Source organism: Pseudoalteromonas sp. J2K-J031, from assembly GCF_058197095.2.
Genome location: NZ_CM200279.1, coordinates 2,482,899 through 2,503,699 on the forward strand (window position 1 = coordinate 2,482,899; position 20,801 = coordinate 2,503,699).

Sequence of the window (20,801 nt, forward strand, 5' to 3'; positions counted from 1 at the left end):
TTATTCGGGGTTAATAAAACACTAACTTAAGCTGTATATTCAACAAATAAGTTAGCCTTGCATCGTAAATATCTATTAAATAGGGTATATAACTTAATCTATTGGTAAGCACTCAGTAATGACTAAACAAGCTGCAATTAACAATGCTAATGTGCTTTCATCAAAAAAATCTAATCTAAATGCTTCCGCATCAATAATCCCAAGTAAAGCACCTGACGAATCTAAAACAGGTAAGCAAGCTTCTGCAAGCACCTTTGGATCACACGTATAATACTCACCACCTTGTGATAAATACTGTGGAATATCATTGATTATGCGTGCCCGCTTGGTTAAGCCGACCTGAACATTATTGCTAATAGCAGCAAATTCAGTGGTCAATGGAAATGTCGCACGACTTGGCGCTCCAAAATATGCAAGCTTCACCAATTCGTAACCCTGGTTTATCGAACGTTTTTGATAAATTCCAAACCAATCTATGCTTGTTGCTTCAACAACGTAATTTACAATTGATTGTAATTTAGCAAGCGCTAAAGTGTTTTTAGGGTTGTGTTCATCAATTAGGCTATTTAACTTAAAAGGTTCTTTTTGTAACTGGCCAAATAAACTACAACTACCACCTTCACCTAGTTCAGGTACGTGATATTGCCATGTAATTTCAGTATTGTTACTGTGGATATCAAGGTAAGAAAGCAGTTTATGCTTTTGCTCTGCAACCGCGGTAGGATTACAATTTATTTGTGCTATATCAATATACGAAGCCGTCATTTAGCCATCAATGCATCTAAAAAATATTGTTTGATACTATCATGACCAAATTACGAAATGTAGTAACTCAGAAGGTTAATTATTGTCTAAACAATAAATAATTGTTATTTCATTTCCCGATTCATTATAGTGTACTGAGCTTGCTATTTCAGCGATTAAGTTCACACCTCGACCATGTTGCTCATCGCAATCATTATTCACGGTAGTCTGGTGCAATAAAAAACCATCGCCAGAATCCTTAACTGTAAATGCAATATTGTGAGTAATTGGATCATAATTAACCGTTATTACAATTTCACCATGTAATAAATCAGAAAGCAAAGTTTGCCGCTGTTCATAAAAAAGAAAAAATCCATCTTCTTTATTTTTCAATTTAGAATCAAGCTTAAGTACGCCATGATCTAATGCATTATTAAATGCTTCAGATAACAGTAAAAATAAGTTTGAACGATGCTCTGATGCACCTTCAATGCCTGATACTAAATTAATTAACTGCAAAACGGGGTCTGTTTTTTGCAGCAATGACGCATCAAGATGTAAAGAAAAGTGCATCGGTATATCACAATAAATTCGTTCAGACTGTTTTATTAAGGGGCTTGGTCGGCAATGAAGTAGTAATAAACTCAAATCATCTTGTTGAGCAATATCACCGCTAAATTGCTTCACTGCGGATACTAAATCTTTAATACCAGCATTTGGGCGATTCCCTATAATTCTTAGTAATCGCTCTTCGCCAAAATATTCATCATTTTTATCCGCTGCTTCAATAATTCCATCGGTAAAAACTAAAATCCTATCCGAATTGTCGACCTCAAAATGAACAATATCACGATCAAATTCATGATCATCTAAAATCCCCAATGCCATGTGCTGCGATTCAAGAGTCCTTTTAATCGACCCATCAGGTGCAAGTACATAGCTGTCGGGTAATCCACCTAACCAAGCAGAAAAACTTCGACCACTACTACTGAGTTCGATGATAGTGGCAGCACAAAACATATGCTCAGGTAATAATTGAACCAGCACAGTATTTAACTCTGCGGCAATATCCCCTACAGATAACCCCTTATGAGCCATTGAATAAAAAACTTTTGAAGTAGGTAATGCACCTATTGCAGCTGCTAAGCCGTGACCGGTGAAATCACCCAATAGCACATAAATTCCACCGACAGGACTTGGTGCAACTAAAAACATATCACCATTAAACATCGATGCAGGTGACATGTGATAGTCAATCAGATCGGGCACAACCAATCGTTCTTGCAATGCATTAGCAAAAATATGCTCAACAATCTCATGCTCTCTTTCTGTCTCATTTTGATGGTATTCTAAAAGCTGATTTTGCTGGTATGCTTTTTTGCTCAGTTCTCGGGTCCGGCTATGTGCTTTTATTTTCGCTGAAAGTATTACCTTATCGAACGGTTTATTTAAAAAATCATCTCCACCCACTTCAAGGCATCGCTGTAAACTATTCTGATCATCAAGGGCTGTAATGAAGATAATTGGCAAATACACATCTTGGGAGATTTTCTTAATTCTGGGTGCTGTTTCATAACCATCCATTACAGGCATCAATACATCGAGCAATACGATATCTGGCTGATATAGCTCAATCATATCAAGCGCAAGTTGGCCATTCTCAGCCGTTTTAACTTCATAACCTTCAGCTTCAAGCATAAAGGTTAATAAAGTTCTATTGAGCTGTTGATCATCTACAACAAGAATTCTCATATTTAATCTATGTCAAACTTTTTATCAAAGCGCGAAATTTGAAGAATTTTTTTAATTTGCGGTCTGCAGTTTGCAATTTGAATAGAGGCTACGGATTCCCCTAAAGATTTTTTCATATTTAGTAACATACCGAGCGCGGAACTATCCATATAATCGGTTTCACGCAAATCGACCACTACTTTTGGAGTTTCATTACCAATTTCAGAGTAAGCAGAGCGAAAAGCTTGAACCAGATTAAAATCAAATTTTCCTTTAATCTGGATTGTAAATAACTTGCCATCAGGCGATAAACTTTTGTTTAAGCTCATCCATATCTCCTTAATTTTTATGCGAACTATTGAACAACTCTCGAACAAATTTTCTCACTTAACTAAAGCTCTATATATGAAATTTATCAATAAAAAGTGATCAATTAATCTTAATAAACTTAATTTATTTTGATTCCCTATACCTCGAGTAATAAGAAGATTAGGGCATTGCACCAATCGCTCTAAGAGATTAATATCAAAATAATATTTTTGAACCCCGATAAATCATTGGGAGATTAAGGTAGTAACGATGAGTGACACCCGCTTAGTGTATTCAACCGAAATGGGACGAATCACGCCAACAGAAGAAAAAAAAGCAAGCCCAGTTAAATTATTTAGCGATGGTTTTGTTCGAATCGAACGCCAAACAAAAGGGCGTAAAGGTAAAGGGGTCATGCTAGTAGTTGGGATTAATCCAGATGAACATGATTTAAAAGCAATCTCAAAAACATTAAAAAGTAAAATGGGTCAAGGTGGCGCTTTAAAAGATAATATTATTGAAATCCAAGGTGATGACCGCGATAAACTTAAAGGGTTATTAGAACAAATTGGTTTTAAAGTTAAATTAGCGGGAGGCTAACATGGTTCAATTATCACCGGCTGATTTAAATATCCTATTGGTAGAGCCATCAATAACACAGCGAAAAGTAATAGCCCGAGAATTAGCTCAAGAAGGCATCGATAACGTTGATTTTGCAGACACTATTTTAAACGCGTTAGAACAAATAAAAAACAGTGCACCAGACTTAGTAATTAGTGCCCTTCATCTCGCTGATGGTAGTGCTTTAGAGTTGCTTGAAAACATTAAAAATCACAGTACCCTTGCAAGCTTACCATTTATGCTAGTGTCGAGTGAAACTCGTAAACCCCAACTTGAAGAGTTTAAACAATCGGGGGTCATTGCCATTTTACCTAAACCATTTACTCGAGAGCATTTAGGTCGCGCCATCAATGCTACGATTGATGTCTTAAGCCCACAAGAATTAGAGTTAGACTATTATGATGTGCATGATATACGCGTTTTAGTGGTTGATGACTCTCGCTTAGCGCGCAATCATATTATGCGAGTACTAAATAACTTAGGCGTTAAACAATGTGTTGAAGCTGAAGATGGACAAGCAGCTATTGATATACTAACTACTCAAATGTTTGATTTAATTGTAACTGACTACAACATGCCGCAAATTAACGGTAAAGAGTTAACTGAATACATTCGTAATAGTAGCGAACATTCACATTTACCTGTACTGATGGTTACGTCAGAGGCCAACGATACTCATTTATCAAATATTGCACAATCAGGTGTTAATGCAATGTGTGATAAACCTTTTGAGCCCCACACTGTTCGAAAGTTATTATATCAATTACTGGATCAAAACTAACTAATCGGTTTGAGCGCAAGCTGTTTATAAAGCTCTGGCACTTGCGCTTCAGCTAAAGGAGGGCTGAAAAAATAACCTTGGACGATGTAACAATTGTTGTTTTTCAAAAACGAGATTTGCTCTTTAGTTTCAACACCTTCAGCAACTACATTTAGGTTCAATTTTTGAGCCATTGCAATAATTGCAGCCGTAATTTCCATGTCATTCGTATCAGCAGGTATATCTTTAACAAAAGATCGATCCACTTTCAAAATATCTACCGGAAAGCGCTTTAGATAACTTAATGATGAATAACCAGTTCCAAAGTCATCAATAGACAAAGAAACACCTAGCATTTTCAGCTCAAGCAGCTGATTTATTGCAACTTCTACATCACCCATCAACATGCTTTCGGTCAACTCTAAATGTAAGCTCTTTGCCGATATTGATGTTTTAATTAAAATTCTCGACAGCAATGCTTTCAAATTACTATCTTTGAATTGACGAGCTGATAAATTAATCGAAATGTTGTTACCATGACCCAGCTCTTCAAGTCGCTTGGCAAAGCGACACGCCTCCCAAAGAACCCATTCACCTATTTCAACAATTAGACCTGTTGATTCTGCTATCGGAATAAACTTAACTGGTGAAATCATCCCCTGCGTTGGATGAAACCATCGGATCAATGCCTCAAAACCAACCACTTCATTAGTACGTGAATCAACTTGAGGTTGATAATATAATTCAAATTGCTGCTCTTTAATCGCAATGCGAAGCTCATTTTCAATCATTAAACGCTCTTTAGCTGCAGCATTGAGTTCTTGATTATAAAAGTGATAAGTATTGCGCCCTTTCGCTTTTGCTTCATACATCGCTAAATCTGCATGCTTTAATAATTGATCTTCTTCTGGACTATCATCCGGAGCCATCGTAATACCGATACTGGCGCTAATGATAACTTCATTACTACCAAGCTTAATCGGCTGTGAAATTGTTTCTTGGATGATCATTGCTACTTCAGCTGCTTTACTTTTATCATCAATGCCACTGAGTAACACAGCAAACTCATCTCCACCAAGGCGCGCAATCGTATCTTCGGCTCGTAAACGCTGTTTTAAGCGATTAGCGACCTGAAGCAATAACTGATCACCAGCATCATGACCCAAAGTATCATTGATGCGTTTAAACTCATCTAAATCAAAATAAAATAAAGCAAATGCATAATGACCTCGTTCGGCAAGCGCCATGGATTTTCGCAATTGCATTCTAAAAAACGCACGATTAGCTAAACCAGTTAACGTATCAAAATAAGCTAACTGCTCCATTTTTCGTTGGCTTTCTTTTACAAACGAAATATCTTGCGCAGAAGCAACGTAACTTGAAATTGAATTATCCTGTTCACGAATTGGCGATACACTTAATGACACCCAAATAGGTTGATTATCTTGGTTTTTTAGCACGGTATCACCACGCCAATGATGACGAGAACGAATGTCGAGATCTATATCATCAAGCAATATTTGCATATCGCTAGATATGATACTCAGTAAAGGCGCCCCCAAGAAATGATCTTTATCAAAGCCACTCATTTCAATTAATTTAGGATTTACATATTCAATTTCAAAGTTGGCATTCGCAATCGCGACACCGCTGCCTGAAAACTCAACCGCTTTAGATAACCGATTTGCCGATTTCTCAGCTAATTCTTTTTCAATAATACGTTGATTCAAGCCATCTACTAACTTGTTAACCTCAAGTGCCATTTCTTGAAATGCGCTATTTAAAGAACCAATTTCATCTTTATTTACCTCAGGAAACTTGGTATCTAACTGCCCTTTACCAAAATGAGACACAGCTTGAACTAATGTATAAATTCGCTTAAGAACTAATTGAAACAACGCTTGATGAAGCAATAAGGCAACCAATACGGCATATAAAATAAATAAACCAAAAAACTTTATTTCAAGTTCATCAAGTGCCGACAAAGCAGCCGAACGTTTTTTATATACACCCACATACCAATTGAGCGAATTTATCTTTCGAATATTCACTAAGTGAATTTCACCATCTTCCAAGAACTCATCAGCCAGTTCATTTAGTCCAGTATTATTGACCGTTTTAACAAGCGCATCTAACTCTGAGGATATTTTTCCTGAAGTGACTAAAAGTTGATTCATTTTACCTTCTTGCTGCAAAATATCCTCATTCAATTTAGGATGCGAAAGTATTTGTCCCCGCCCATCAAAAACAAAAAACTGTTGCTCAATATCTGCTAGCGGGAAGTTTTTAATCAGGTTGCTCAGCTCCAAATCACTACCAGTAACCCCCAAAAAGTCACCTTCATGATAGACAGGTACAATGAGACTCGTCACCCATTTATGCCAAATATCATCATAATAAACTGGTGTCCAGACAGCATCACGTGCTGGGTTATTATCTTCAGCCGCTAGCGTAAAAAAAATATCATTGGCAAATTTATGTTCTGCTTCAACTTGAAGTGCCCAATTAGGAGGTGAAATTCGAATAAAATCATCAATTGTAATGAGATAAAAATTAAAGAATTCTTCAGTCAGTGTCGGTGATATTTGCTGCCACAGCACTTCACTATTGTGAAAAAGGGTTTTATAAGAGGAATTAAATGAAGCTTGAGGTAAAAAAGCCGCAGACAAACCATCTGGCGCTGCACTACGGATACTGCCATCAGAGGCAAAAGAAAGCTCTGTTTTTTGGCGTTCTATATTGAGTATTTCATATTCAAACAGCTGCTTTTTTACAACCTGATTAGCTTTTTGCGCAATGGCTTCTTTATTATGAATAACACGATTAAACTGTGTAATAAAGCTATTGCTGGCATGTTTTAAAGCATCATGCTCTTCAAATATCAATTGTTTCCGTTCAGATTTTAGCATTAATACAGCTGCACAAATCCCCGCAATTAAACAAATTGCTGAAATAAGTATAGACAACTTTATACTTAGCGAATTTATGCCAAAACGCGATGGCAACCGACTGTATCCCAAAATAAAACCTTTACTAATTAAAAAACCGAAGCCGCAGGAATGTTTTATTTAACAGTGTGAATATAAAAGAATATCACTCTAAACAACACCTTTTTTTAATCTTTATCTCACAAAACAAAATAAACATTATTGAAACATCATTGCTTTAATTAATTAATATAAAAGAGTTGTTGACATCTAGGCTCACTATTTTTACATTCAAGGTATGAAACAAAATCACCGTATATACTTTTTTAGCTTTTTTATGGACCACCTAAATTTGGGAGGCGATTCCGTCACGGCATAAAAAAGTCAAAACGAATTCAAGCCTCCCACCGGGAGGCTTTTTTTTTGCAACATTGGGAATGAGGAAAACACCATGACAAACGATGTATTAGATACATTACGTAAAGACATCAACGAAATCGATGCTGAGCTATTAGTTTTATTGGCCAAGCGTCGCAGGATTAGTCACTCAGTTGTTGAATTTAAAATATCCAATAATAAACCTATTAGAGATGAGCAACGTGAACTACTCGTTCTAGAAAAACTAATTGCCTATGGAAAATCTCTTGGCCTTGATAGTTATTATGTTAACAATGTTTTTCAAACTATCATCGAAGACTCCGTACTTCACCAACAAGCTATGCTTCAACAAAGCCTCAACCCTGATGCACTCAACGAGACAAATCGTGTCGCCTATTTAGGTGGACAAGGGTCTTACAGCCAACTTGCCTGCCATAAATATTTTAGCCGTCGCGCTGGTAAACTAATTGAGCTCGGTTGCGACAGCTTTGCCAAAATAACCCACATGGTTGAAACTGGACAGGCCGATTATGGCTTATTACCAATAGAGAACACGTGCTCTGGCAGTATCAATGAAGTGTATGACTTATTGCAACATGCCCAAGTTTCTATTGTTGGAGAACTTACTCAATCAGTTGAGCATTGCTTAATTGCACAGCCTGGTGTCGAACTAAATGAAATAACTAAAGTCTTTGGTCATCCACAACCCTTTGCGCAGTGCAGCCAATTCATTCAAACCTTAGGCGAAATGCAGCTCGCGTACTGTGACTCAACCTCAAGTGCAATTCAAGAAGCCCTAAAAACTAAAAACAGTGCTGCAATTGCATCTGCTCAAGCGGGTAAAAATGCTGGTTTAGAAGTCATAAAATCAGCAGTTGCGAATCAACCCGACAACCATAGCCGCTTTATTGTTGTCGCACGTAAAGCAATGCAAGTCTCTAAACAAATTCCAACCAAAACCACCTTAATCATGGCGACAGCACAAATTGCAGGAGCACTCGCTGATGCTTTAATGATCTTTAAGCAACAGCAAATAAATCTAGTTAAGCTTGAATCTCGCCCTGTGCCAGGGAACCCTTGGGAAGAAGTATTTTATGTGGATTTAGAGGCTAATCTTGCTCAAAATAATGTTAAGCGTGCACTTGAAGAGCTGAAGGAAGTAACTGAATACGTTAGAATTTTAGGTTGCTACCCGAGTGAGTCAATGAAAGCTGTACAAGCAATCAAAAACGATACGTTACAAGATGACTAATCGTTAAACATGGTGCTAGCAAGCGATTGATTGCAATTCTTGCTAGCACTAATATTACCCCAGTCCCATTTCGGTTTAACTCACAGAGCTATAACTTAAACCACTACAAGAAATCTCTTTTATCACATCGCATATACTCAGGCCAAGTACAGCGCTATTTTAAATAATCTCAGCTCAAGATAAGAAGTTCACTAACACTTTGAGTTAAAAATAGCTGACTGATATAGATTTATTATCCAATATAAAGTTAGTGAGTAACTTTTTTATTGGAATAACCTGAAACATTATTAAAGGTTTTAATTTGGCATAAAAATTTTAGTGTTGCTAGATAGGTATAAAAGGAGAACTGGGATAAGTCAACTTTAGATTGTAACTAATAAAGTTTAGGTGGCGGTCTCACCAGCCACATCCCGGCACACACGTCACAAACTGTGGCTGCTCCCTTCCGGGCCTGACCAGGTTCGCCTGCTAGTGTTGCGAGAGGACCAATAAGACCACCATAGTGGGCCTTGTTAGACGCGGGGTAGATTATGGCTATTTTATCTACCCAGCACAAGGAAAAATTAACTAAACAGTGCTAACCGCACAGTTATTGTTCATTTTTAACAGGTTGTGGCAAGTATGGCTTGATTTGCTTTAAGGCTGCTTTGAGCTTTTTAAGGTTTTTAGGTCCCATGCGTAATAACTGTTTTTGCGCTGCAGGTAATTGTTCCCACTCGGAATAAGCAAACTTGTAAGTCACCGACTGCGCAATTAATGGCACATTTCCAGTTACCACCGGTGTAGTCATAATGATGTCTATCGCATCAAATACTCGTTGATTGAACGTGGTGTTAGGTTTTCCTACTTCTTGATAAGCTTCATCAAATAATACTTGATACTGTTTAAATAACGCTGCTGCTTGCTCTGGCGGAATTTGAGTAAATAACTCAACGTACACATCATAACGTTGATAGCTTTCAGGTGAGATGGTTAATACATCACTGTTTTGAACTGAAAAAGGCTCTAATGGTTTTACAAATGGATTATGTTTTTTAGCTAATTTTCCTTCGGCAATATTATCAACAAACACCACTACACGACGAATAATGTCATCATTAACAATAAGATTTAGCACTGGCTTAGTATAAAATTGGCTAAGCTGCTCTTTAACAAACACATCACTTTTACTTAAAGGAGGTATGGTCAATTTAGGAGTTATGACTTCAGCCATTGGTTTTTCTTTAGGCTTTGGTGCAGGCTCTTGTGGTGTCGCAATGACCTTATCAATCTTGACTTCGTTTAATTGAGTCTCAACTGGAATCAAAATAGGTCCTTTGACATCTTGCAGTACAACTGGAGCTGGTTCACTGATAGACGGTGTATTTTTTTTGCTAACAGACTGATAAAGATTAAAAACAGCAAAAACTAACACGCCTAAAACACAAACTAGCGCTAAACTGTACAATGTGCGTTTTGTGGTTGTTACATTGTTTATTTCTGACATCATATACTCACAAGAAAAGTAATTAATTTTTATTTGAAGATCTTTTAAATTAAAAAAACTAAGCGGTATTCAACTATAAATATGTATAAAAATCAAACTAACCCAGCCAATGTAAATACTGCGCTACTGCTCACAGGCGGTGGGGCTCGGGCAGCTTATCAAGTTGGCGTTTTAAAAGCTATAGCCAGTACTTTACCTCGCAATACGCCACTCCCTTTTAAAATCATCAACGGTACATCCGCGGGGGCAATTAATGCTACAGCGTTATCCTGTTATGCCTCTTGCTTTCACCTTGGTGTCAAAAAGCTTGAGTGGGTATGGCGCCACTTTCATACCAGCCAAGTTTATCATACTGATTTCATGACTGTATTTGGCCATATCATTGGAAATATGCTGTCGAGCTTTCAGTCAAATTACATCAATCATCCACCCGCAAGCTTATTTGATAACGAACCTTTACGAGGCTTGTTAAAACAGATGCTCGACTTACAACGTATCGACCGAAACATCACGCTAGGCCACTTAAAAGCACTATCTATCACAGCATCTAGCTATTCAAGTGGTGATTCCGTGGCTTTTTATCAGGCTGATGGTATTGAGCCATGGCAGAGGGCAAAACGTCGTGGTGAAAATACTACGATTAATATTGAACATTTAATGGCATCGAGTGCCATACCTATGGTGTTTCCAAGTATTAAAATCCGTAAAGGTTATTTTGGTGACGGCTCCATTCACCAACATGCACCGCTCAGCCCTCCAATTCATTTAGGCGCAAATAAAATATTTATCATTGGGGTCGATCAGCCTAAAGATAATAAATACTTTGGCTTCCAACCTCATTACCCTGGCATATCAACCATTGCTGGCCATTTGTTAGATACTATATTTTCAGACACCTTACGGGCCGATATTGAACGCCTTGAACGTGTTAATCGGACTGTATCTTTACTACCTTCTCGGGATAAGCACCAAGAATTAAAACGGGTTGAGACCTATGTGATTAATCCATCTGAAAACTTTAATGCCATCGCCAACCAGCATTATGCTGATATGCCATTTGCAATCAAAACGCTACTGCGCATGATTGGTGTGAAAAAGAATTCAGAATCGAGCTTAGTTAGTTATTTACTTTTTGAAAAAGCGTATACCAAGCACTTAATTGATATTGGCTTTAAAGATGGCCTAAACAAACAAAATGAAATTAAAGCGTTTTTAGAACTTCCTTAAAACACTAAAAACGATGTATAAATATCAATCCCCCTCAAGTAAATAACGCTCAGTTCGCTCTACTTGACGGGGTTTACCACGAATAATTAAAATATCTTGTACTTGAATTAACGTTTCTGCGGTCGGATTATCCATTTCGTTATCGTCACGGCGCAGCCCCATAACCTCAACACGACGTTTAGCAAAGTTTAGCTCTCCTAGTGTTTTATTAACTGCAAACGCATCATCAGTGATGGCAATAGCGTGCATGTATTCTAAACGACCAATACTTTGAGCACTTAAATCAGTATTCTCACCCGGAAAATAGCCATGTAAAATACCATACCTATTGGTACGTTCTTGTTGTACACGTCGTAAAATACGCTTAACAGGCACGCCCGACATAAATAAAACATGCGAAACTAACATTAAACTTGCTTCGAGTGATTCAGGTACAACTTCAGTAACCCCCGCGTTTTTTAGCTCAATCAAATACTTATCATCTCGCATTCGCACCAGAATTTTAACTGAGTCAGACAATTGACGCACTACACTGACGACACTCATCGCTTTGGCATAATCGGCAAATGAAATAATAACCAAACGGCTTTTATCAACTCTGGCTGCTTTGAGAATATCTTTTTGCCTTACATGACCAAACTGCACGTTTTCACCAGCGGCTTGCGATTCACGCACTCGAATAGGATCAATATCCAGTGCGATATAGGGAATAGCTTCCGCTTTTAAAAAGCGAGCAACGGTTTGTCCTACACGACCAAAACCACAGATCACAACGTGGTTCGTTAAATTAGTCGAAAAATTTGGCGCTGCAGTCTTTCCTTGCTCTGCTCTCTCACCTCGTGCAAACTTTTTAGCTAAGCGCTGATTTTTATCAATCAAATAAGGGGTCACTGCCATTGACACTACACCAATAGATATAAGTAATGAAGCATAAGAAGATTCAATCAATTGATGTTGCAGTGCAAGAGCAATTAAAACAAAACCAAACTCCCCCATTTGACATAGCATCAGTCCAGCAGACCAGGCATCTTTAGCAGTCTCCCCCATAAAATGGGCTAACTGCTTAATTAACAGGGTTTTGATTAAAATCAGTCCGCCAACCGCAAGTAAAATCCAATGCGCATTAAACCAGACAAAACTCATATCGAGCTGCATTCCCACAGTGACAAAAAACAACCCCATTAAGATGTCACGAAATGGCCGAATATCTGCTTCTAGTTGATGACGATACTGGCTTTCTCCTAGCATAATCCCTGCTAAAAATGCCCCTAAAGCCATCGACAAGCCAAAAAAGTGTGTCAAGCCTGCGGCAAATAGAGTCACCAGCAAGGTTGTTAAGACAAACAGCTCATCAGTTCTCAGTTGTGCAACCTCATTAAATAACCAAGGTAAAATCCATTTTCCAACAGCCCATAAAAGCAGGCAAACAAACGTCCCTTTAGAAAGCGCAATACTTAAAGCAAGTACTAAGTGACTTTCGCCCTCGGCGCTGAGTAAAGGTAAAATAATTAACAGTGGCACAACTGCGATATCTTGAAACAACAAAATACCAATCGCTAATTGACCCCGGCGGGTATGAAGTTCACCAGACTCACTTAACTGTTTAACGACAATAGCGGTAGATGAAAGAGCTAATAAAGTACCAACACTAAACGCGGTTGCAAAATGTGGGGTGTACAACATAACAATAGCAATAATCAGGCATGTGGTTGCAACCATTTGTGCCGAACCTAGACCAAATACAATATGGCGCATCGCCATTAGTTTAGGGATTGAAAATTCAAGACCTAAGCTGAAAAGTAAAAAAACAATACCAAACTCAGCAACTAAATGAATCTCTTGATATTCAGATATCCAGCCTAAGGCATGTGGCCCGACCAAGACACCCACAGCAAGATAAGCCAAAATAGGCGGTAGGTTTAGCCGTTTAAAAAGCCAAACAAGTACAACAGCAATCGCAAGTAAGCTAAACATTTCAGTAAAAATACCCTGCAAAACCATCCCCTTATTTGAGTGTTTTGGCCAAAATTCGTCCCTAGTCTCTGTGTTAGTAGACCTAAAAACGACCAGTTCTTTAAATTGAATGAACTGCAGAGCATTGAAAAAGCGGCAACAATTAATTGACGACGGCCTTTTGGCTCATCAATTAAATATAGCAAGCATCTGTTTTAATTCTAGTTTAATTTTTTGGTATTAATTTTGCTTTATCTACGATAGAAATAAGTGAGATAAGGACTTAATTGTGGAAAATGTACATGTATTAGCGCAAAGAGTGGCTGGACGTGGCGAGTTTTTGCCCCTTTCGGCAGAGTTTTACCGCTCGAACCCAATTGAGCAAGCGCACGCCTTAGTTGCTCAATTACAAAAGACCCTTGAATTGAACAAAATCATTAATATTTTTTCAATTGAGGCCGCCAAAATTTTGCCGTTTTTAAGCTTACAATTTCACAGCACCGAAGGTGTGGTAGAAATGTCAGGCTCAAAACACATTGGTCAAACCGTATCATTTGATTTAGAAGTAGAAGATGAGCGTTTAGGGCAATTAATTTACTTCACAAAACAGCCCGTTACAATAACGATTAAAGAGCAGCTGCAAAAATTACACTCCATTTTAGTGTACCCGCTTCGTAATGCACTGCTATTTCACCGTGTTAAAAAACTCGCCACAAAAGATGCACTAACGGGGTTAGGCAACCGCAGTCATTTCGATGACAGCTTGAACCGAAAATTAGAGCGCTCTCGCCGCCATCATCGTAGCTTTGGTTTAATGCTACTTGATTTAGATAATTTTAAAGCGGTCAATGATACCCACGGCCATCAAGTGGGCGATACTGTTTTGCGTCGCTTTGCTGACTTGTTAAGCTTTAGTGTCAGGGGCACCGATACCATTTTTCGCTTTGGTGGTGATGAATTTGCAATTTTAGTCGATGATGATCATCATTCGGTTTCAAAAATCCTCGCTAAACGCATTCAAGATGCCGTACACCGAGACTTGCTGTTAAAACAACATCTGGTCACTACTAGCATTGGTTTTACGCTTGCAATTAGTAAAGACGACCAGGTGCAGATTTTCGAACGTGCTGATAAGGCTTTATATCAAGCCAAAAATAATGGCCGAGACTGTAGCTTCGCCATTTAGTAAATACCACAATTATTTCTACTAAAAGCACTGCTTAGTCTTTATCGCGCAAGCGGAACTATGAACACTAATGTGGTGCTTTTTTATGTTGTACCAACCAATAAAAAGCACTGAGTAAAACAGACAATCCCAAAAAGTAACCGCTGATCAGCTGCAATAAAGCATAAAAGTTCGCAAGATGTGCCATTACAATTAAAACTAAAGGGCAGACTAGTGCCAAAATAAAAAAAAGCCCGCCCTTACCTCGCCAATAACCTAACAGCAGCAAGCCACATATCAATCCTGCTATCGTGCTTTGAATTAAGATTTCGGGTAACAATGGGGTGATAAAATAACTAATCACGATAAAAAGACCCGCTATAATAACTCCGAAATGCGCTTTACCGATAATTGACTGACCAACTTGAGCTGAATCTTTCATAGCTAAAAACTGCACTCCTTCATTAAACAATTTGCCAATACACGCCATTACTTTGGCTATGTAAGGCACTTAAATAAAAACCAACCACTTGTACCAACTCATCGTTATAAAAAACTAAAGGCACAGCATCGCGCTGCCAAGCCGGTATTTTGGCTTCTTTTAACCAATGCTTTACCGTATTACGGCCTGGTTTATGTAATGGTTTAATTAAACTTTTCATTTTTCCAAATTGCACCGTCACTTTTTCATCAGCAAACGGACTGCGGATCCCGACCCCTTGATGTTGCAAAAGTGTTCGGCCATCTGTTAGTAAGACCGATGTACTCAAAAGTAAACTGTCTTCTGGCATACTTTGATCTTTAACAACATAAAGTAACTGGTTGTACTGACGCAAGGTGCCAGCACTGAGGGGAATGACCAAGTTGGCATCGGCCTTTTGGCTTTGTAATTGATTAACCAACTCAGTTAGCACGGCATAAGAAGGCATTAAACAACCATGTAAATCAAGCCAATAACGCAGCACATTACGCCTGCGAATATCGCTTAACGCTAATAGTTTGGGGATCTGTAATTGTTCATCCAACGCAACAGACTGATGATCTAACTCTGCAATTTCATTAATTAATGTTTGTTGCTCTCGCAGTAATGAAGCACTTCTAGCAACACATTGGTTAAAACCAATAAAACGTTGATTAAGTTCAGGTAAAATCTGATGACGCAAATAATTACGATCGTATTTCACATCAGCATTCGATTCATCTTCAATATGAGTCAGATGAAATTGCTGGCAAAATTTTTCGATAGCTACACGCGCTATATCAAGCAATGGTCGCACCAAGATGCGCCCTTTAAACTCGCTCGAGTGTGACATTGCACTTAAGCCACTCAACCCCGAACCACGCTTTAATTGTAAAAAGAAAGTTTCAACTTGATCGTCTTGGTGCTGGCCTAACAAAATCACATCTTGCGGTTGAGTTGCATTAACAAGGGCTTGATAACGAAATTCGCGAGCAACCGCCTCTAACGATTGCCGATTTTTTTTATCAATCGTCACGTTGATAGCATTAAAAGGGATAGCTAACTCTACGCACAATTGCTGACAGAAATCTTGCCATTCCTTTGCATTTGGGCTTATGCCATGATTAACATGCACCGCCTGCACTTCCACATCAGGATTGAGTGTTTTGTAAGCTGCGACAAGATAAAGCAATACAACCGAGTCAACCCCGCCCGACAGCGCCACTGTCAATGATTTTGCATTAGGCGGGAGGTGTTTGGCAAACTGATGATAAAGCGGATGCTGATGCATACAAAAAAGCCGCTTAACGCGGCCCTTTTAACTTAACAGTAGCCAAAGGACATTAACCTTTGGTAACGTTGGTCTAGCATTTCCTCTACTGATAACTCTTGCAGTTCTGCTAAATCGCGCTTGATTTGCGCTTTTAACGATTTAGCAATCGCATCGTAGTTACGGTGTGCACCACCTAATGGCTCTTGTACAATCGAATTAATTAAATCTAATTCTTTAACGCGATCGGCTGTTACACCCATAGCTTCTGCAGCAAGCGGTGCTTTATCAGCACTTTTCCATAGAATAGAGGCACAGCCTTCCGGTGAAATAACCGAATACGTACTGTATTGCAGCATGTTTACACGGTCGCCCACACCAATAGCTAATGCACCACCTGAACCACCTTCACCGATAACGGTACAGATAGTCGGTACTTTTAACGCAGCCATTACTTTTAAGTTACGTGCAATAGCTTCACTTTGACCGCGCTCTTCGGCGCCAACACCTGGGTATGCACCCGGTGTATCAATAAATGTAATGATTGGCATTTTAAAACGCTCTGCCATTTCCATTAAACGTAATGCTTTGCGGTAACCTTCTGGTTTTGGCATACCAAAGTTGCGCTTAATTTTTTCAGCGGTATCACGGCCTTTTTGTTGACCAATGACCATTACTGGTTGGCCATCTAAACGCGCTATACCACCTAAAATTGCAGGATCATTTGCATATGCTCGATCACCACACAACTCATCAAATTCAGTGAAAATACGTTCGATATAATCACGCGTATAAGGACGTAGTGGGTGACGGGCTAATTTGGAAATTTGCCAAGCACCTAAGCCAGAAAAAATCTTTTCAGTCAGTTCAACGCTTTTTTCTTTTAAGCGATTCACTTCTTCTTCAAGACCAAGATCTAACGAACCACTACGGCCCACATTTTTCAGTTCTTCAATTTTTGCTTCTAGTTCTGCAACTGGAAGCTCAAAGTCCAGATAATTGAGACTCATGCTCTAAACTACCTAATTAGTTAAATTCTAAATCGATACTCTGCGCCACCAAGCGAGATAGATTTGCAAGCAAATCATCACTAGGCGTAACACACCATTCTGTTCCTAACGATAACTCTGCCACAATGTCAGGTCGTTCGTATTTTACTTTTATTGGACAAGTACCATATTTATATGGTTCTAGAACGTTTTGCAACTTATCAAAGAAGTTTACATTCACATCCTGCATCTTCACTTTCATTATTATGCTGCGAATACGCTTTTCGCGTACAGCTTCGATGGTCGATACGTCCCTGGCGGTCATTGTAATGCCACCAGAGAAGTTATCAAAGCTGACCTGTCCTGATATTACCAATATATTGTTGTTTTGCAGCAATTCTTGGTAAATTTCGAACTGTTCGGGGAAGAATCGTACATCCATTCGTGCACTTTTATCATCCAAGGTGATCAATCCCCAACGCTTGCCTTTTTTATTCACCAATACTCGCGTACTAATGACTAAACCAGCAACCGTTGCAGAGACATCACGTTCGGTTGGCTGTACATCAACGAGTCGACCTGCAGTGTAATGCTTTAATTCTTTACGATACTGATTAATCGGATGACCTGTCAGATACAACCCTAAGGTTTCTCTTTCACCATCAAGCCATTCATTATCAGTAAAATAAGGGGCAGATACAAATACATGTTCAACATCATTTGATTCTTCGGCCAATAAACCAAACAAATCACTTTGACCTAATGCCTCAGCTTTATGATGCTGTTCAGCTGATTTCATTGCATCTTTTAGAGTCGCAATTAAAATCGAGCGCGCACCTTGTACTTTTTTAGGCCCTAAATTATCAAGCGCTCCGGCCATAATCAGCTTTTCAGCTACTCTGCGGTTTACTCGCTTAAGGTCTACTCGAGCACAAAAATCGAATAAATCTCTAAAAGCACCACCGCTTTGCCTTGCCTCTAAAATAGCATCAACAGGCGCTTCCCCCACACCTTTAATGGCACCAATCCCATAAACAATCGCACCATCTAGGTTTACGGTAAACTTATACTCGCCAAAATTAACATCGGGTGGCAATAAAGTGAGTTTCATATTCTCACATTCATCGACCAAAGTAACAATTTTGTCGGTATTATCCATATCCGCAGACATTACCGCTGCCATAAACTCAGCTGGGAAATGGGTTTTCATCCACAACGTTTGATACGATACCAGGGCATAGGCAGCAGAGTGAGATTTGTTAAAACCATAACCAGCAAACTTCTCTACCAAGTCGAAGATTTTCATCGACAACTCGCCATCAACATTATTACCTATGGCACCAGACTCAAAGGTAGAGCGTTGTTTTGCCATTTCTTCAGGTTTTTTCTTACCCATAGCACGGCGCAATAAATCAGCGCCACCTAAGCTATAACCTGCAAGGACCTGCGCAATTTGCATAACCTGCTCTTGGTATAAAATAATACCGTAAGTTGGTTCCAATATTGGTGCAAGGCTCTCGTGCTGGTATTGAGCATCTGGATACGATACTTCTTCTCGGCCATGTTTTCGGTCAATAAAGTTATCAACCATGCCCGATTGCAATGGACCCGGGCGGAACAAGGCAACCAAAGCAATCATATCTTCAAAGCAGTCTGGTTTGAGGCGACGAACGAGGTCTTTCATACCGCGAGATTCAAGCTGAAATACCGCAGTAGTTTCAGCACGAAGCAGTAACTCAAAACTTTTAGGATCATCAAGCGGTATAAGCGTAATATCAATCGACTCTTTACCCTCGCGCGCCAAACGCGTATTTGCCATTTGCACAGCCCACTGCAAAATCGTCAGTGTTCTTAAACCTAAAAAATCAAATTTTACTAAACCGGCGGTTTCTACGTCATTTTTGTCAAACTGAGTAACCGGAAACTTACCCTCATCATCACAATAAATTGCAGCAAAATCGGTAATTGTGGAGGGCGAAATAACCACACCACCGGCATGTTTACCAGCATTTCGTGTACACCCTTCTAAAATACGACACTTATCAATCAGCTCTTTAACTTCATCATCAGTCTCGTAGATTTCAGGTAAACGAGGTTCCACTTCAAACGCTTTAGCCAAGGTCATACCTGGATCACCCGGAATGAGCTTTGAAATTTTATCAACAAAACCATAAGGATGACCCAATACACGACCGACATCTCGAATTACCGCTTTGGCCGCCATAGTACCAAAAGTAATGATCTGCGATACTGCATCACGGCCATAAAGAGCCGATACGTGGTCGATTACCTCATCACGACGATCCATACAAAAGTCGATATCAAAGTCAGGCATGGAAACCCGCTCTGGATTTAAGAATCGCTCGAAAAGTAAGTCAAACTGTAACGGATCTAAGTCTGTGATTTTAAGTGCATACGCAACCAACGAACCTGCACCCGAACCACGTCCTGGCCCGACCGGAATATCGTTATCTTTACTCCACTGAATAAACTCCATTACGATGAGGAAGTAACCTGGGAATCCCATTTGGTTGATTACATCGAGTTCAATCTTTAAACGCTCGTCGTATTCTTTACGCTGCTCGACCCGCTTAAGCGGATCGGGAAAGAGAATTTGTAATCGCTCTTCAAGGCCATCTTCCGATACTTTAACCAAGAAATCTTCTATCGTAAGCTTACCGGTTGGGTAATCGGGTAAAAAATAGGTTCCTAACTGAATGGTAACATTACAGCGCTTAGCGATTTCAACTGAGTTGGCCAAAGCTTCTGGAATATCACTAAATACTTCGCACATTTGTGCTTCGGTTTTAAAATACTGCTGCTCTGAATAGCGTTTTGGTCGGCGATTATCGTCAAGGGTATAGCCATCGTGAATAGCAACGCGAATTTCGTGTGGTTCAAAGTCTTCTTTATGTAAAAACACCACTTCATTGGTGGCAACCACGGGAATACCGGTTTGATACGAATGTGCCACCGCTAAATGAAGGTACTCTTCTTCTTGTGGGCGTTCAGTACGGACTAATTCAAGAAAATAATGATCAGCAAACTCACGTTGATAAAACCCAGATACACTGTCGATTAGGCTCTGATTGCCTTTTAATAAAGCCTTACCTAAATCACCATCTTTTGCGCCTGACAGTAAAATTAGACCTTCTTTGAGCTCAACCAACCAGTCACGATCAACCATTGGACGATGCATCACATGACCACGTAAATATGCTTTTGAAATAAGTAACGTTAAATTTTTATAACCTTGATTATTTTTTGCAATAACCGTCAAGCGGCACATTTCATCTGGAAAATCAGGGCTTAATAACCAAATATCAGCAGCAACAATCGGCTTGATCCCAGCATAATGACAGCCTTCATAAAAACGCACTAAACCACATAGATTCATTTGATCTGAAATGGCTAAGGCTGGCATCGCATAGTCGGCTGCCTTGGCAACGATTTTTTTAGTCTTTGCAAGCCCATCGACCATCGAAAAATCACTGTGTACGCGCAGATGAACAAAACTCGGTTGTGGCAT

General features: G+C 39.2%; 15 protein-coding genes, 1 other RNA gene and 1 other annotated feature. Of the genes, 5 read left to right on the plus strand and 11 right to left on the minus strand.

Annotated elements, in window-relative coordinates; genetic code table 11:
• Positions 1-93: 93 nt before the first annotated feature.
• The 3 genes from AC3KZC_RS11215 to AC3KZC_RS11225 form a co-directional block, all read right to left on the minus strand.
• The gene (locus AC3KZC_RS11215) at positions 94-765 is read right to left on the minus strand and encodes a GAF domain-containing protein (protein WP_490578033.1); all 672 of its coding nucleotides are present in this window, start codon (positions 763-765) and stop codon (positions 94-96) included.
• A gap of 75 nt (positions 766-840) precedes the next feature.
• On the minus strand, positions 841-2,496 hold the full coding sequence (locus AC3KZC_RS11220) for an ATP-binding SpoIIE family protein phosphatase (RefSeq protein WP_490578032.1): 1,656 nt from the start codon (positions 2,494-2,496) through the stop codon (positions 841-843).
• Between the two features lie 2 nt (positions 2,497-2,498).
• Positions 2,499-2,804, minus strand: a complete 306-nt coding sequence (locus AC3KZC_RS11225) for an STAS domain-containing protein (protein WP_490578031.1) — start codon at positions 2,802-2,804, stop codon at positions 2,499-2,501.
• 250 nt (positions 2,805-3,054) lie between these two features.
• Here AC3KZC_RS11225 and AC3KZC_RS11230 point away from each other — a divergent pair, with 250 nt between their 5' ends.
• On the plus strand, positions 3,055-3,384 hold the full coding sequence (locus tag AC3KZC_RS11230) for an SUI1 family translation initiation factor (protein ID WP_490578030.1): 330 nt from the start codon (positions 3,055-3,057) through the stop codon (positions 3,382-3,384).
• 1 nt (position 3,385) lies between these two features.
• Entirely contained in the window at positions 3,386-4,186 is an 801-nt protein-coding gene (locus AC3KZC_RS11235) for a response regulator (RefSeq protein ID WP_490578029.1), read from the plus strand.
• Here AC3KZC_RS11235 and AC3KZC_RS11240 read toward each other — a convergent pair.
• Positions 4,183-7,185 carry a bifunctional diguanylate cyclase/phosphodiesterase gene (locus AC3KZC_RS11240; RefSeq protein WP_490578028.1) on the minus strand — a complete coding sequence of 1,001 codons (3,003 nt, stop codon included), beginning with the start codon at positions 7,183-7,185 and terminating at the stop codon, positions 4,183-4,185. The two genes, AC3KZC_RS11235 and AC3KZC_RS11240, sit on opposite strands and share 4 nt — an antisense overlap.
• A gap of 211 nt (positions 7,186-7,396) precedes the next feature.
• Positions 7,397-7,517 (plus strand) — a sequence feature (Phe leader region).
• A 26-nt stretch (positions 7,518-7,543) separates the two neighbouring features.
• Here AC3KZC_RS11240 and pheA point away from each other — a divergent pair.
• Complete coding sequence (gene pheA / locus AC3KZC_RS11245; protein WP_490578027.1) at positions 7,544-8,722, plus strand: prephenate dehydratase; 1,179 nt, start codon at positions 7,544-7,546, stop codon at positions 8,720-8,722.
• Positions 8,723-9,116: 394 nt separating this feature from the next.
• Here pheA and ffs read toward each other — a convergent pair.
• Both ffs and AC3KZC_RS11255 read right to left on the minus strand, forming a co-directional pair.
• An RNA gene (ffs, locus tag AC3KZC_RS11250) (signal recognition particle sRNA small type) lies at positions 9,117-9,213 on the minus strand.
• Between the two features lie 98 nt (positions 9,214-9,311).
• Positions 9,312-10,208 carry a DUF3014 domain-containing protein gene (locus AC3KZC_RS11255; protein ID WP_490578026.1) on the minus strand — a complete coding sequence of 299 codons (897 nt, stop codon included), beginning with the start codon at positions 10,206-10,208 and terminating at the stop codon, positions 9,312-9,314.
• Positions 10,209-10,289: 81 nt separating this feature from the next.
• Between AC3KZC_RS11255 and AC3KZC_RS11260 the strand changes: the two genes are divergently transcribed.
• Entirely contained in the window at positions 10,290-11,435 is a 1,146-nt protein-coding gene (locus AC3KZC_RS11260) for a patatin-like phospholipase family protein (protein ID WP_490578025.1), read from the plus strand.
• 24 nt (positions 11,436-11,459) lie between these two features.
• On the opposite strand, the gene AC3KZC_RS11265 is transcribed toward AC3KZC_RS11260, so the two are convergent.
• Entirely contained in the window at positions 11,460-13,430 is a 1,971-nt protein-coding gene (locus AC3KZC_RS11265; protein WP_490578024.1) for a monovalent cation:proton antiporter family protein, read from the minus strand.
• Between the two features lie 247 nt (positions 13,431-13,677).
• On the opposite strand from AC3KZC_RS11265, the gene AC3KZC_RS11270 reads away from it, so the two are divergent.
• Complete coding sequence (locus AC3KZC_RS11270) at positions 13,678-14,574, plus strand: GGDEF domain-containing protein (RefSeq protein ID WP_490578023.1); 897 nt, start codon at positions 13,678-13,680, stop codon at positions 14,572-14,574.
• 67 nt (positions 14,575-14,641) lie between these two features.
• On the opposite strand, the gene AC3KZC_RS11275 is transcribed toward AC3KZC_RS11270, so the two are convergent.
• The 4 genes from AC3KZC_RS11275 to dnaE are packed head-to-tail and all read right to left on the minus strand — an operon-like array spanning position 14,642 to position 20,801.
• Entirely contained in the window at positions 14,642-14,995 is a 354-nt protein-coding gene (locus AC3KZC_RS11275; protein WP_490578022.1) for a hypothetical protein, read from the minus strand.
• Positions 14,996-15,017: 22 nt separating this feature from the next.
• Positions 15,018-16,304 (minus strand): tRNA lysidine(34) synthetase TilS, encoded by a 1,287-nt coding sequence (gene tilS / locus AC3KZC_RS11280; RefSeq protein WP_490578021.1) that lies wholly within the window; start codon positions 16,302-16,304, stop codon positions 15,018-15,020.
• A gap of 32 nt (positions 16,305-16,336) precedes the next feature.
• Complete coding sequence (gene accA / locus AC3KZC_RS11285; protein WP_490578020.1) at positions 16,337-17,293, minus strand: acetyl-CoA carboxylase carboxyl transferase subunit alpha; 957 nt, start codon at positions 17,291-17,293, stop codon at positions 16,337-16,339.
• Between the two features lie 16 nt (positions 17,294-17,309).
• Positions 17,310-20,801, minus strand: a complete 3,492-nt coding sequence (gene dnaE / locus AC3KZC_RS11290) for a DNA polymerase III subunit alpha (protein WP_490578019.1) — start codon at positions 20,799-20,801, stop codon at positions 17,310-17,312.